Source organism: Bacillus sp. FSL L8-0193 (assembly GCF_037976065.1).
GTDB classification, from domain to species: Bacteria; Bacillota; Bacilli; order Bacillales; family Bacillaceae; genus Bacillus; species Bacillus paralicheniformis.
Genome location: NZ_CP150261.1, coordinates 744,628 through 758,185 on the forward strand (window position 1 = coordinate 744,628; position 13,558 = coordinate 758,185).

Below are 13,558 nucleotides of genomic sequence, written 5' to 3' on the forward strand. Positions count from 1 at the left end.
GATATGCAGCCTCTTCTTGGTGTTATCATGGGAAGCACATCTGACTGGGAAACGATGAAACATGCCTGCGGCATCCTCGATGAACTGGGAATTCCGTACGAAAAAAAGGTCGTCTCCGCACATCGGACGCCTGATTTAATGTTCGAATATGCCGAAACGGCGCGGGAAAGAGGCTTGAAAGTCATCATTGCCGGAGCGGGCGGAGCCGCTCACCTGCCGGGAATGGTCGCAGCCAAAACGACGCTGCCCGTCATCGGTGTGCCGGTTCAGTCAAAAGCGCTGAACGGTCTCGATTCGTTGCTTTCAATCGTTCAAATGCCGGGCGGTGTACCCGTTGCGACCGTTGCCATCGGCAAAGCGGGAGCGGTCAACGCCGGACTGCTTGCGGCGCAGATTTTGTCAGCTTTTGACGAAAAGCTTGCCGGAAGATTGGATGAACGAAGGGAAAGCATCAGAAAAACCGTGTTGGAAAGCAGTGATCAGCTTGTATAAACAAACGATTTTTCCGGGAGCAACAATCGGCATTATCGGAGGCGGACAGCTTGGCAAAATGATGGCGGTCGCGGCCAAACAAATGGGCTATAAAATCGCTGTTGTTGACCCTGTCCCTTCATCACCGTGCGGACAGGTCGCAGACCTTGAAATTACGGCAGCTTATAATGATCGCGAAGCGATACGGAAGCTTGCCGAAGCGAGCGATGTGATTACTTATGAATTCGAAAACATCGATTATGATGCGCTGAACTGGCTGAAAGAGCACGCTTACCTTCCGCAAGGGAGCGAGCTGTTGCTCCTTACGCAAAACAGGGAAACCGAGAAAAAAGCGATTGAATCAGCGGGCTGCAAAGTCGCCCCGTACCGAATCATTCACGACCGGACGGAACTGGAAGCGTCCGTAGCGGAGCTCGGTCTTCCGGCGGTGCTGAAAACTTGCCGCGGCGGGTATGACGGAAAAGGGCAGTACGTCCTGAAACAACAAGCACAAATCGGGGAAGCCGCAGCACTTTTACAGCACGGCACATGCATTTTGGAAAGCTGGGTTCCTTTCAAAATGGAATTGTCCGTGATCGTGACGAGATCGGTTCACGGAGAGACAACCGTTTTTCCGGCGGCAGAGAACATCCATAAACAAAATATTTTATTCCAGAGCATCGTCCCGGCACGGGCCGATAAAGCGGTTCAGGAACAAGCGGCAGCACTTGCCCTCAGGCTTGCCGAAAAGCTTCAGCTTGTCGGAACACTGGCCGTTGAGCTTTTCCTGAAAGAAGACGGCGAACTTCTCGTCAATGAGCTAGCGCCGCGGCCGCATAATTCCGGCCATTACACCCTTGATCTTTGCGAAACGAGCCAGTTTGAACAGCATATCCGTGCTGTCTGCGGACTGCCGCTCGGCAAAACGGACCTTCTGAAGGAAGGAATGATGGTAAACCTTCTCGGAGATGAAGTGTACATGGCTGAAGAAGATCCCGAACTATTAAAAGAAGCGAAGCTTTATATATACGGAAAGCATGAAGTCAAACCGGGCCGCAAAATGGGGCATATCACATTTTTAAGAACACCCGACAATGAATGGATCGGGAAGATGACAGAAAAGTGGATTGAAAGAGATGGAGGACGAAAACAATGATCGAACGTTATTCAAGACAGGAAATGGCTGCGATTTGGACGGATGAAAACAGATTCCAAGCATGGCTGGAGGTTGAAATACTGGCTTGTGAAGCTTGGGCTGAGCTCGGCGTCATTCCGAAAGAAGATGTGAAGGTTTTGCGGGAAAAAGCGTCGTTTGACATCAACCGCATCTTTGAAATCGAGCAGGACACGCGCCACGATGTCGTCGCATTTACCCGCGCCGTATCGGAAACGCTTGGCGAAGAGAAAAAATGGGTGCACTACGGACTGACATCAACAGATGTGGTCGATACCGCTCTTTCCTATCTATTAAAACAGGCGAACGATATTTTGCTCAAGGACATTGAGAGATTTGTTGACATCTTGAAAGAAAAAGCAAAGGAACATAAATATACGGTCATGATGGGACGCACACACGGCGTGCATGCAGAACCGACGACATTTGGCTTGAAGCTCGCCCTTTGGTATGAAGAAATGAAGCGCAACCTGGAACGCTTCAAGCAGGCGAAAGAAGGCATCGAAGTCGGTAAAATTTCAGGCGCAGTCGGAACGTACGCGAACATCGATCCATTCGTCGAGCAGTACGTATGTGAGAAGCTCGGCTTAAAACCGGCGCCGATTTCAACACAGACGCTGCAGCGCGACCGCCACGCCGATTATATGGCTGCACTGGCGCTAGTTGCGACAAGCATCGAGAAATTCGCCGTTGAGATCCGCGGCCTCCAAAAAAGCGAAACCCGCGAAGTCGAAGAATTTTTCGCAAAAGGCCAAAAAGGTTCTTCTGCCATGCCGCATAAACGCAATCCGATCGGTTCGGAAAACATGACGGGAATGGCGCGCGTCATCCGCGGATACATGCTGACCGCCTATGAAAATGTACCGCTTTGGCATGAACGCGACATTTCGCATTCGTCAGCAGAGCGCATCATTCTGCCTGATGCGACGATCGCGCTGAACTACATGCTGAACCGCTTTGGCAACATTGTGAAAAACTTGACCGTGTTCCCTGAAAACATGAAGCGCAACATGGACCGTACACTCGGATTGATCTACTCTCAGCGCGTTCTTCTCGCTCTCATTGATACAGGCATGGCGCGTGAAGAAGCGTATGACACCGTTCAGCCGAAAGCGATGGAAGCATGGGAGAAACAAGTGCCGTTCCGCCAGCTTGTCGAGGCTGAGGAAAAAATTACGTCCCGACTGTCTCCGGAACAAATTAACGACTGCTTTGATTACAATTACCACTTGAAAAACGTCGACTACATTTTTGAACGTTTAGGCTTAGCGTAGAATCGACCGCCCGCTTTAACAGGCGGGGGTCTAAAAGATGAAATATTTCCAACATTCGGGTTAGGAGGCCTTCTGTGAATATTGTGAAAAATGAACTTTTATATGAAGGAAAAGCGAAAAAGATATACCTGACGGATGATGACAACACGTTGTTTGTCGAATACAAAGACTCGGCGACGGCTTTTAACGGAGAAAAAAAAGCCGAGATTGATGGAAAAGGCCGTTTAAATAACGAAATTTCCAGCCTGATTTTCACAAGGCTTCACGAGAAGGGAATCAACAACCACTTTGTTGAACGAATTTCAGAAACGGAGCAGATCATTAAAAAAGTGACGATCATCCCGCTTGAAGTCGTTGTCCGCAATGTCGTTGCGGGAAGCATGTCCAAACGGCTCGGCATTTCGGAAGGCACGGAGCTGGAGCAGCCGATTATCGAGTTTTACTACAAGGATGACGCGCTCGGCGATCCGCTGATCACAGAAGACCATATCCGGATTTTAAACGCGGCTGAGCCTGAACAGGTGGAGAAAATCAAATCGATTACGAGACAGGTAAACGAAGAGTTGCAGACGATTTTCGCGGCTTGCGGTGTCAGATTGATAGATTTCAAGCTTGAGTTCGGGCGCGATAAAGACGGCGAGGTCCTGCTGGCCGATGAGATTTCCCCGGATACGTGCCGGCTGTGGGATAAAGAAACGAATGAAAAGCTTGATAAAGATGTGTTCAGAAGAAACCTGGGCGGATTGACGGATGCATACGAAGAAATATTCAAAAGACTTGGAGGCATGTAATATGTACAAAGTGAAAGTGTATGTCAGCTTAAAAGAGAGTGTTTTAGATCCTCAGGGGAGCGCCGTTCAGCATGCTTTGCACAGCATGTCCTACAAAGAAGTTCAGGACGTCCGCATCGGCAAATACATGGAGCTCACCATCGAAAAATCGGACCGAGACCTTGACGTTCTCGTCAAAGAAATGTGCGAAAAACTTTTGGCCAACACGGTGATTGAAGATTACAGATACGAAGTCGAGGAGGTTGTCGCACAGTGAAATTTGCGGTGATTGTGCTGCCGGGCTCAAACTGCGATATCGATATGTTCCACGCGATCAAGGATGAGCTTGGCGAAGAAGCTGAATACGTCTGGCATACAGAAACAAGTCTTGATGAATATGACGGCATCCTCATTCCGGGGGGATTCTCATATGGGGATTATTTAAGATGCGGCGCGATCGCTCGCTTCGCAAACATTATGCCGGCCGTCAAAAAAGCGGCTAAAGAAGGAAAGCCGGTGCTCGGCGTCTGCAACGGCTTTCAAATTTTGCAGGAGCTCGGTCTTTTGCCGGGCGCGATGAGACGCAACAAAGATTTGAAATTTATTTGCCGTCCGGTTGAACTTGTCGTCCAAAACAATGAAACGATTTTTACATCTTCCTACAGCAAAGGCGAATCCATCACGATTCCGGTCGCGCACGGCGAAGGAAACTTCTACTGTGATGAAGAAACGCTTGCCGGATTACAAGAAAATAACCAAATCGCTTTCACATACGGAACGGATATCAACGGAAGCGTCGCCGGCATTGCAGGCGTCGTCAATGAAAAAGGCAATGTATTAGGCATGATGCCTCACCCTGAACGCGCAGTCGATTCTCTGCTCGGAAGCGCCGACGGTCTTAAACTGTTTCAATCTATCGTGAAAAATTGGAGGGAAACTCATGTCGCTACTGCTTGAACCAAGTCAAGAACAAATTAAGGAAGAGAAGCTCTATCAGCAAATGGGTGTCAGCGATGACGAGTTTGCCATGATTGAATCGATTCTCGGAAGGCTTCCAAACTATACGGAAATCGGGATTTTTTCGGTCATGTGGTCAGAGCACTGCAGCTACAAAAATTCCAAGCCGATCCTGAAAAAGTTCCCGACAAAAGGCGAACGCGTCCTGCAAGGGCCGGGGGAAGGCGCAGGAATCGTCGATATCGGCGACAATCAGGCGGTTGTCTTCAAAATCGAATCGCATAACCATCCGTCAGCGATTGAGCCTTATCAGGGAGCTGCAACAGGTGTGGGCGGCATCATCCGCGACGTCTTTTCAATGGGCGCGCGTCCGATCGCTGTTTTGAACTCTCTCCGGTTTGGTGAACTCACTTCACCGCGTGTGAAGTACTTGTTTGAAGAAGTAGTCGCGGGCATTGCCGGATACGGAAACTGCATCGGCATTCCGACCGTAGGCGGTGAAGTTCAGTTTGACAGCTGCTATGAAGGCAATCCGCTTGTCAACGCGATGTGTGTCGGTTTGATCAACCATGAAGATATTAAAAAAGGGCAGGCGAAAGGCGTCGGCAATACGGTCATGTACGTCGGTGCGAAAACGGGGCGCGACGGCATCCACGGCGCCACGTTCGCCTCAGAGGAAATGTCTGACCAATCAGAAGAAAAACGCTCGGCTGTGCAAGTCGGCGATCCATTCATGGAAAAGCTGCTTCTTGAAGCGTGTCTGGAAGTCATCAAATCAGACGCCTTGGTCGGTATTCAGGACATGGGTGCGGCAGGACTGACAAGTTCAAGCGCGGAAATGGCATCCAAAGCCGGATCGGGCATCGAGATGAACCTTGACTTGATCCCGCAGCGCGAAACAGGGATGACGCCGTACGAAATGATGCTTTCCGAATCTCAGGAGCGCATGCTTTTAGTCATCGAACGCGGCCGCGAACAAGAGATCATCGATATTTTTGACAAGTATGATCTTGAAGCTGTGGCTGTCGGTCACGTGACAGACGACAAGATGCTGCGCCTTTTCCACAACGGGGAAATGGTTGCCGATCTTCCGGTTGATGCGCTTGCAGAGGAAGCGCCGGTTTACCATAAGCCGTCAAAAGTTCCGGCTTATTATAAAGAGTTCCTTGAAATAGACGTTCCTGCACCAAAAGTCGAAGATGCGAAAGAAACGCTTCTCGAGCTGTTAAAGCAGCCGACTATTGCGAGCAAAGAATGGGTTTATGACCAATATGACTACATGGTCAGGACGAACACAGTTGTCGCACCGGGCTCTGATGCAGCCGTCCTGCGGATTCGCGGCACGAAAAAGGCGCTTGCCATGACAACGGACTGCAATGCCCGCTACTTGTACCTCGATCCGGAAAAAGGCGGGAAAATCGCTGTCGCTGAAGCGGCCCGCAATATCGTCTGCTCCGGAGCAGAACCGCTTGCCGTTACGGATAACCTCAACTTTGGGAATCCGGAAAAGCCGGAGATTTTCTGGCAGATCGAAAAAGCGGCAGACGGGATCAGCGAGGCGTGCAACGTGCTCAGCACACCGGTCATCGGTGGAAACGTCTCTCTTTACAACGAATCAAACGGAAGCGCGATCTACCCGACGCCTGTCATCGGAATGGTCGGACTGATCGAAGATACAGACCATATTACGACCCAGCACTTTAAAGCAGCGGGCGATTTGATTTATGTCATCGGCGAAACATTCCCTGAGTTCGCCGGAAGCGAGCTGCAAAAACTGTCCGAAGGAAAGATTTACGGCAAAGCGCCTGCCATCGACTTGGAAGTCGAACAAGCGCGTCAAAAAGCGCTTCTGAAAGCGATCCGCACAGGGCTCGTGCAGTCCGCGCATGACGTCTCAGAAGGCGGCATCGGCGTGGCGCTGGCGGAAAGCGTCATATCTTCTCAAGGACTCGGCGCCAATGTAACGCTTGCAGGCGAATCTGCATTGTTATTCAGCGAAACACAATCACGGTTTATCGTCTCTGTGAAAAAAGAGCATCAAGAAGCGTTCGAAAAGCTTGTCAAAGACGCCGAGCTCATCGGCGAAGTAACGTCAGACAGCGCGCTGTCTGTTCAAAGCCAGGAAGGACAACAATGGATTCATGCGCAGATAGAAGAGCTCGAAAGCGCATGGAAAGGAGCTATCCCATGCTTGCTGAAATCAAAGGCTTAAATGAAGAATGCGGCGTATTTGGGATTTGGGGGCATGAAGAAGCACCGCAAATTACGTACTACGGCCTTCACAGCCTTCAGCACAGAGGCCAGGAGGGTGCCGGCATCGTGGCGACAGACGGCGAAAAAATGTCCGCCCACAAAGGCCAGGGGCTGATTACTGAAGTTTTTCAAAACGGCGAGCTCAAAAAGGTGACAGGAAAAGGAGCGATCGGCCATGTCCGCTATGCAACGGCGGGCGGCGGCGGCTTCGAAAACGTCCAGCCGTTCCTTTTCCATTCGCAAAACAACGGCAGCCTTGCGCTTGCGCACAATGGAAACTTAGTGAATGCCACTCAGCTGAAACAGCAGCTTGAAAACCAGGGCAGCATTTTTCAAACGTCTTCTGATACGGAAGTGCTCGCCCATTTAATTAAAAGAAGCGGCCACTTCGAGCTGAAAGATCAGATCAAAAACGCTCTTTCCATGCTGAAAGGCGCTTATGCTTTCCTGATCATGACGGAAAAGGAAATGATCGTGGCGCTTGATCCGAACGGACTCAGACCGCTATCTGTCGCAATGCTCGGCGACGCGTACGTCGTCGCTTCTGAAACGTGCGCGTTTGATGTGGTCGGCGCGACATATTTGCGAGATGTAGAACCGGGCGAGATGCTGATCATCAATGATGAAGGCATGAAGTCTGAGCGGTTCTCCATCAACATCAACCGTTCGATCTGCAGCATGGAGTACATTTATTTCTCAAGGCCTGACAGTAATATTAACGGCATTAATGTCCACAGCGCGAGAAAAAATCTCGGTAAAAAGCTTGCTGAAGAATCAGGCATTGAAGCAGATGTGGTGACAGGGGTTCCGGATTCAAGCATTTCAGCGGCCATCGGCTATGCCGAAGCGACGGGAATTCCTTACGAACTCGGACTGATTAAAAACCGCTATGTCGGTAGAACGTTCATTCAGCCGTCACAGTCGCTCAGGGAGCAGGGCGTGAGAATGAAGCTGTCAGCCGTCCGCGGGGTCGTTGAAGGCAAGCGCGTCGTCATGGTGGACGATTCCATCGTGAGAGGCACGACAAGCCGCAGAATTGTGACGATGCTGCGCGAAGCCGGAGCGACGGAAGTGCACGTCAGAATCAGTTCCCCGCCTATTGCCCATCCGTGCTTTTACGGAATTGACACATCAACGCATGAAGAACTGATCGCGTCCTCCCATTCAGTGGAAGAAATCCGTCAGGAAATCGGCGCCGATACATTGTCATTCTTGAGCATTGAAGGACTCCTTTCCGGGATCGGAAGACAGTATGAAGACGAAAACTGCGGGCAGTGCATGGCCTGCTTTACAGGAAAATACCCGACCGAGATTTATCAGGATACGGTTCTTCCTCACGTGAAAGAAGCCGTTTTGACAAAATAAACCGGCCGGCGCTCTTGAAGCGCCGCGTCTCCTGAAATGAATAAAGGGCAGCAGAAGCGATGCGGCTGCTCTTTTGATTTTGAATATTACGAATGGACAAGCGCGGAATAAGGAGTGGATTGTGTTGTCTGAAAGCTATAAAAACGCCGGGGTTGATATTGAAGCCGGATATGAAGCCGTAAAACGAATGAAAAAACATGTGGAAAGAACGAAGCGAATCGGCGCAATGGGCGGTCTTGGCGGATTTGGCGGCATGTTTGACCTGTCAGAACTGCCGTACAAACAGCCGGTTCTGATTTCGGGAACGGACGGTGTCGGCACAAAGCTGAAGCTCGCTTTTGCGATGGACAAGCATGACACGATCGGCATCGATGCCGTCGCTATGTGTGTCAACGATGTGCTCGCTCAAGGAGCGGAGCCGCTGTTCTTCCTTGATTACCTTGCGGTCGGAAAAGCCGACCCCGTCAAAATTGAAGAAATTGTAAAAGGTGTCGCAGAAGGCTGTGTACAGTCAGGATCAGCGCTAGTCGGCGGAGAAACGGCGGAAATGCCGGGTCTTTATACAGAGGATGAATACGATATTGCCGGGTTCTCGGTCGGAGCCGCTGAAAAAGATGGCATCGTCACGGGCGAAAACATCAGCGAAGGGCACCTTTTAATCGGACTTTCTTCAAGCGGACTTCACAGCAACGGCTTCTCTCTCGTTCGTAAAGTTCTTCTTGAAGATGCCGGTCTGAACCTTGATGAGACGTATACACCTTTTGAACGGCCTCTTGGCGAAGAGCTTTTAGAGCCGACGAAAATTTATGTCAAGCCTGTCCTTGAAGCGGTGAAATCAGGTAAAATCGCAGGCATGGCGCACGTGACCGGCGGCGGTTTTATTGAAAACCTGCCGCGCATGATGCCTGATGGTCTCGGTGTTGAAATCGACATCGGCTCCTGGCCCGTCCCTCCTGTCTTTCCGTTCATTCAGGAGAAAGGCGGCCTGAAGTCCGAGGAAATGTTCAATGTTTTCAATATGGGAATCGGGTTTGTCCTTGCGGTGAAAGAAGAGGATATGACAGACGTGATTCAAACGCTCGAAAACAACGGTGAAAAAGCCTATCTCATCGGCAGAGTGAAAGCCGGAAGCGGCGTTGAGTTTGGCGGTGCCGGTCTTTCATGAGAAAATTCGCGGTATTTGCATCAGGAAGCGGAACGAACTTTGAAGCGATCGCAAGAAGAATGAGAGAAGAGAACTGGGATGCCAAAATCGTTCTTGTCGTCTGTGACAAGCCCGATGCGAAAGTGCTTGAAAGAGCTGAAAAAGCCGGAATTCCATCGTTCGCATTCCAGCCGAAATCGTTCGAAAATAAAGCAGCTTTTGAACAAGTGATCGTTGAACAGCTCCGCCTCCACGGAGCAGAATGGATTGTCCTGGCGGGGTACATGAGACTGATCGGCGATACGCTTCTGTCGGCTTACCGGAATAAAATCATCAACATCCATCCGTCGCTCCTGCCGGCGTTTCCCGGCATCGACGCGATCGGACAGGCGTACAGAGCGGGTGTGAAAGTGGCGGGCATCACGGTTCACTATGTTGACGAAGGCATGGACACCGGTCCGATTATCGCCCAGCGCGCCGTCGAGCTTGAAAAAAGCGAAACACTCGCATCTCTTGAAGAAAAGATACACAAATTGGAGCATGAGCTTTATCCCGAAGTAATCAAAGAGCTTCTTGAACTAAATGGCAGAGGTGAAAAGGAATGACGATCAAACGCGCATTAATCAGCGTATCAGATAAAACGAACATTGTCCCTTTTGTAAAAGAATTGACAGAGCTTGGCGTAGAAGTGATTTCAACAGGCGGCACAAGCAAACTTCTTCAGGAAAACGGCGTTGACGTCATCGGCATTTCTGAAGTGACGGGCTTTCCCGAAATCATGGACGGCCGTCTGAAAACCCTTCATCCGAATATTCACGGCGGGCTTCTTGCCGTCCGCGGCAACGAAAAACACATGGCGCAGCTCAATGAACAGGGAATTCAGCCGATCGACCTTGTCGTTGTTAATTTATATCCGTTTAAAGAAACGGTTTCTAAAGAAGACGTCACATTCGAAGAAGCGATTGAGAATATCGACATCGGCGGTCCAGGCATGCTTCGCGCAGCAGCGAAAAACCACCAGGACGTGGCGGTCATCGTCGATCCCCGCGACTACACCCCTGTACTGAACGACTTGAAAGAAAACGGCAGCGTCTCTCTTGAGAAAAAACGCGAGTTGGCAGCGAAGGTGTTCCGCCACACGGCAGCGTATGACGCGTTGATCGCTGACTATTTAACAAAGGTAACCGGCGAAAAAGAGCCTGAACAGTTCACCGTCACCTTTGAGAAAAAGCAATCGCTCCGCTACGGCGAAAATCCGCATCAGGAAGCAGTCTTTTATCAAAGTGCGCTCCCTGTCAAAGGGTCAATTGCTTCAGCTGAACAGCTGCACGGAAAAGAGCTTTCTTACAACAATATCAAAGACGCGGATGCAGCACTTCAAATCGTCCGCGAGTTCACGGAGCCGGCTGCGGTTGCCGTCAAGCATATGAACCCTTGCGGCGTCGGGACGGGCAACACGATCGAAGAGGCGTTTAACAAAGCATACGCCGCTGACGAAACGTCAATTTTCGGCGGCATCATCGCTTTGAACCGGGAAGTGGATAAAGCGACGGCTGAAACGCTTCACAAAATCTTTTTGGAAATCATCATCGCGCCAGCATTCAGCCAAGAAGCGCTTGATATTTTAACATCCAAGAAAAACCTTCGCCTCTTGACCCTTGATGTCAATCAGCCTGTGAAAAACGAAAAGCAGCTGACATCTGTTCAAGGCGGGCTTTTGATTCAGGATCTGGATATGCACGGTTTTGACGACGCCGACATCACAATTCCGACGAAAAGAGAGCCGACCGAACAGGAATGGGCTGACTTGAAGCTCGCTTGGAAAGTTGTGAAGCATGTCAAATCGAATGCGATTGTCCTGGCAAAAGACGATATGACGATCGGCGTCGGCGCTGGACAAATGAACCGAGTCGGCTCCGCGAAAATCGCAATTGAGCAAGCCGGCGGGAAAGCGAAAGGAAGCGCGCTCGGATCAGATGCGTTCTTCCCGATGCCTGATACGGTCGAAGAAGCGGCTAAAGCCGGTGTGACGGCGATCATTCAGCCGGGCGGATCGGTTCGTGATGAAGATTCGATTCAAAAAGCGGATGAATACGGGATCGCGATGGTGTTCACCGGAATCCGCCATTTCAAACATTAAGGGAGTGACCAGCGTGAACGTATTGATTATCGGCAGAGGCGGCAGGGAGCACACGCTCGCCTGGAAAGCGGCGCAAAGCCCTCTTGTCGGCACTGTATATGCGGCGCCCGGCAATGACGGAATGGCCGGGACCGCCGTACTCGTTGATCTTGACGAAGGCAATCACGAAGGGCTTCTCGCTTTCGCAAAAGAAAACAATATCGGACTGACGATTGTCGGTCCTGAGGTCCCTCTAATCGAAGGGCTTGTGGATGCATTTGAAGAAGCGGGCCTTCCGGTGTTCGGTCCGTCGAAAAAAGCAGCGGTGATTGAAGGAAGCAAGCAGTTTGCCAAAGATCTGATGAAAAAATATCAAATACCGACAGCAGAATACGAAACGTTTACATCTTTTGAAAAAGCAAAGGCGTATGTTGAGGAAAAAGGCGCGCCGATCGTCATCAAAGCTGACGGGCTTGCCGCTGGAAAAGGCGTCACAGTCGCGATGACAGCCGAAGATGCGGTTCAGTGTCTGCATGACTTTTTAGAAGATGAAAAGTTCGGCGATGCAAGCGCCTCTGTCGTTATCGAGGAATTTTTGAGCGGTGAAGAATTTTCGCTGATGGCTTTTGTCAAAGGTGAAAAAGTGTATCCGATGGTGATCGCGCAAGATCACAAGCGGGCATTTGACGGAGACAAAGGCCCGAATACAGGGGGAATGGGCGCATATTCCCCGGTGCCGCAGATTTCGGATGCGGTCGTTGAAGACGCCGTTAAAACGATTTTGGAGCCGGCGGCCGAAGCGATGGTTAAAGAAGGCCGTTCGTTTACGGGAGTCTTGTATGCTGGCTTAATGCTAACCGAAAAAGGAACAAAAGTGATCGAATTCAACGCGAGATTCGGAGATCCGGAAACCCAGGTCGTACTGCCGCGTCTTGAATCAGACCTTGTACAAGTCTTGCTTGACCTCCTCGCCGACAAAGAAGTGGAGCTGAAGTGGAAGGATACGGCGGCAGTCACCGTTGTTCTAGCATCTGACGGCTATCCGGAAAGCTATGAAAAAGGCACGCCGATCAGCACGCTTGAGCCTGATATGGAACAGACCGTCGTCTTTCACGCAGGCACGAAAAAAAGCGGCGGTCAGTTTGTGACAAACGGCGGCCGCGTCGCCAATGTCACGGCGTTTGCCGAGACGTTTGAAGCGGCCAGGGAAGCAGCCTATCAAGCGGTGGAACGAGTAAGAAAACCGGGGCTGTTTTACCGGACGGATATCGGCGCGCGTGCGCTCAAGGCAGCGCAGAAATAACCGGTGAAGAGACAGAGCGGGAGCACCCGTTTTGTCTCTTTTTTTGCCGTCAATTTTTTTGGATCATTTTGATCAACGATTCAGCCATCAATTCGGGCGGATAAGGCATGCCATTTTCAAGCCACCATGCGGCTGTGCCCGCAAAGGCGGAAATCACAAATCGCCGCTGGATATCAAGAGGCACTGAGCGATTAGTATCGGAAGCTGCCGTTTTATTGATTCCCGTCAAAAAGCTGTCATTCCAAAAGTCATTGAGCAGCTCCTTAATGTTCAGCTCATATCTTCTGTTGATGATAATCGCAAAATCATCGCAGTTCTGTTGTAAATGCTGATAAAAGCGCAGCACATACCAGTACGCTTCAGGCTTTTCCCCGCTGCAATCTATATCAAGCGGCGAAAAAATATCCTCTTTCATCGCTTCAAACATGTCTCTCATATTTTGATGAAGCAAATCGTATTTATCTTGATAATGCTGATAAAATGTCGTTCGATTCAAGTTTGCCCGTTGCGTAATATCCTGTACAGAGATTTTTCCCCATTCTTTTTCAGCCAGCAGTTCAAACAAGGCTTTTTTTAAATTTGTTTTCGATTTTGTAATCCGCTTGTCCCCGCGATAGCTGTCAGCCACTTCAGCCGCCTCCTCAAACACTTTTTCGACACTTCTTTTCCACTTGTTGGTTGAATGATCCGGTGGGTTCTTTTAATTTTAAACTAACATATTGAACTTC

General features: G+C 50.2%; 13 protein-coding genes. 12 read left to right on the forward strand and 1 reads right to left on the reverse strand.

Annotation, left to right across the window (positions count from 1 at the left end):
• Positions 1-3 precede the first annotated feature (3 nt).
• From purE to purD, 12 genes are all read left to right on the forward strand, one after another.
• Positions 4-492, forward strand: coding sequence for a 5-(carboxyamino)imidazole ribonucleotide mutase (gene purE / locus MHH76_RS03730; RefSeq protein WP_020450433.1), 489 nt, complete (start codon positions 4-6; stop codon positions 490-492).
• Positions 485-1,627, forward strand: coding sequence for a 5-(carboxyamino)imidazole ribonucleotide synthase (gene purK, locus MHH76_RS03735; RefSeq protein WP_025810313.1), 1,143 nt, complete (start codon positions 485-487; stop codon positions 1,625-1,627). Before purE ends, purK begins: the two co-directional genes overlap by 8 nt.
• A complete protein-coding gene (purB, locus tag MHH76_RS03740) occupies positions 1,624-2,919 on the forward strand; it encodes an adenylosuccinate lyase (protein ID WP_043054145.1) in 1,296 nt (431 codons plus the stop codon). The genes purK and purB overlap by 4 nt, the downstream gene beginning before the upstream one ends.
• A 74-nt stretch (positions 2,920-2,993) precedes the next feature.
• Positions 2,994-3,710 carry a phosphoribosylaminoimidazolesuccinocarboxamide synthase gene (gene purC, locus MHH76_RS03745; protein WP_075213470.1) on the forward strand — a complete coding sequence of 239 codons (717 nt, stop codon included), beginning with the start codon at positions 2,994-2,996 and terminating at the stop codon, positions 3,708-3,710.
• Position 3,711: 1 nt separating this feature from the next.
• Entirely contained in the window at positions 3,712-3,966 is a 255-nt protein-coding gene (gene purS, locus MHH76_RS03750; protein ID WP_003179532.1) for a phosphoribosylformylglycinamidine synthase subunit PurS, read from the forward strand.
• Positions 3,963-4,646, forward strand: a complete 684-nt coding sequence (gene purQ / locus MHH76_RS03755) for a phosphoribosylformylglycinamidine synthase subunit PurQ (protein ID WP_043054147.1) — start codon at positions 3,963-3,965, stop codon at positions 4,644-4,646. The genes purS and purQ overlap by 4 nt, the downstream gene beginning before the upstream one ends.
• Positions 4,630-6,858, forward strand: coding sequence for a phosphoribosylformylglycinamidine synthase subunit PurL (gene purL, locus MHH76_RS03760; RefSeq protein WP_043054148.1), 2,229 nt, complete (start codon positions 4,630-4,632; stop codon positions 6,856-6,858). The genes purQ and purL overlap by 17 nt, the downstream gene beginning before the upstream one ends.
• Positions 6,834-8,264, forward strand: coding sequence for an amidophosphoribosyltransferase (gene purF / locus MHH76_RS03765; protein WP_023855588.1), 1,431 nt, complete (start codon positions 6,834-6,836; stop codon positions 8,262-8,264). Before purL ends, purF begins: the two co-directional genes overlap by 25 nt.
• Before the next feature lie 124 nt (positions 8,265-8,388).
• Positions 8,389-9,429 (forward strand): phosphoribosylformylglycinamidine cyclo-ligase, encoded by a 1,041-nt coding sequence (gene purM, locus MHH76_RS03770; protein ID WP_035337048.1) that lies wholly within the window; start codon positions 8,389-8,391, stop codon positions 9,427-9,429.
• Positions 9,426-10,013, forward strand: coding sequence for a phosphoribosylglycinamide formyltransferase (purN, locus tag MHH76_RS03775; RefSeq protein ID WP_035337045.1), 588 nt, complete (start codon positions 9,426-9,428; stop codon positions 10,011-10,013). Before purM ends, purN begins: the two co-directional genes overlap by 4 nt.
• Positions 10,010-11,548: a bifunctional phosphoribosylaminoimidazolecarboxamide formyltransferase/IMP cyclohydrolase gene (gene purH / locus MHH76_RS03780; RefSeq protein WP_035337043.1), complete on the forward strand. Its 1,539-nt coding sequence runs from the start codon at positions 10,010-10,012 to the stop codon at positions 11,546-11,548. Before purN ends, purH begins: the two co-directional genes overlap by 4 nt.
• A gap of 13 nt (positions 11,549-11,561) precedes the next feature.
• Positions 11,562-12,830: a phosphoribosylamine--glycine ligase gene (gene purD / locus MHH76_RS03785; protein ID WP_035337040.1), complete on the forward strand. Its 1,269-nt coding sequence runs from the start codon at positions 11,562-11,564 to the stop codon at positions 12,828-12,830.
• Positions 12,831-12,879: 49 nt separating this feature from the next.
• On the opposite strand, the gene MHH76_RS03790 is transcribed toward purD, so the two are convergent.
• Positions 12,880-13,458, reverse strand: coding sequence for a TetR/AcrR family transcriptional regulator C-terminal domain-containing protein (locus tag MHH76_RS03790; protein WP_043054149.1), 579 nt, complete (start codon positions 13,456-13,458; stop codon positions 12,880-12,882).
• Positions 13,459-13,558 lie beyond the last annotated feature (100 nt).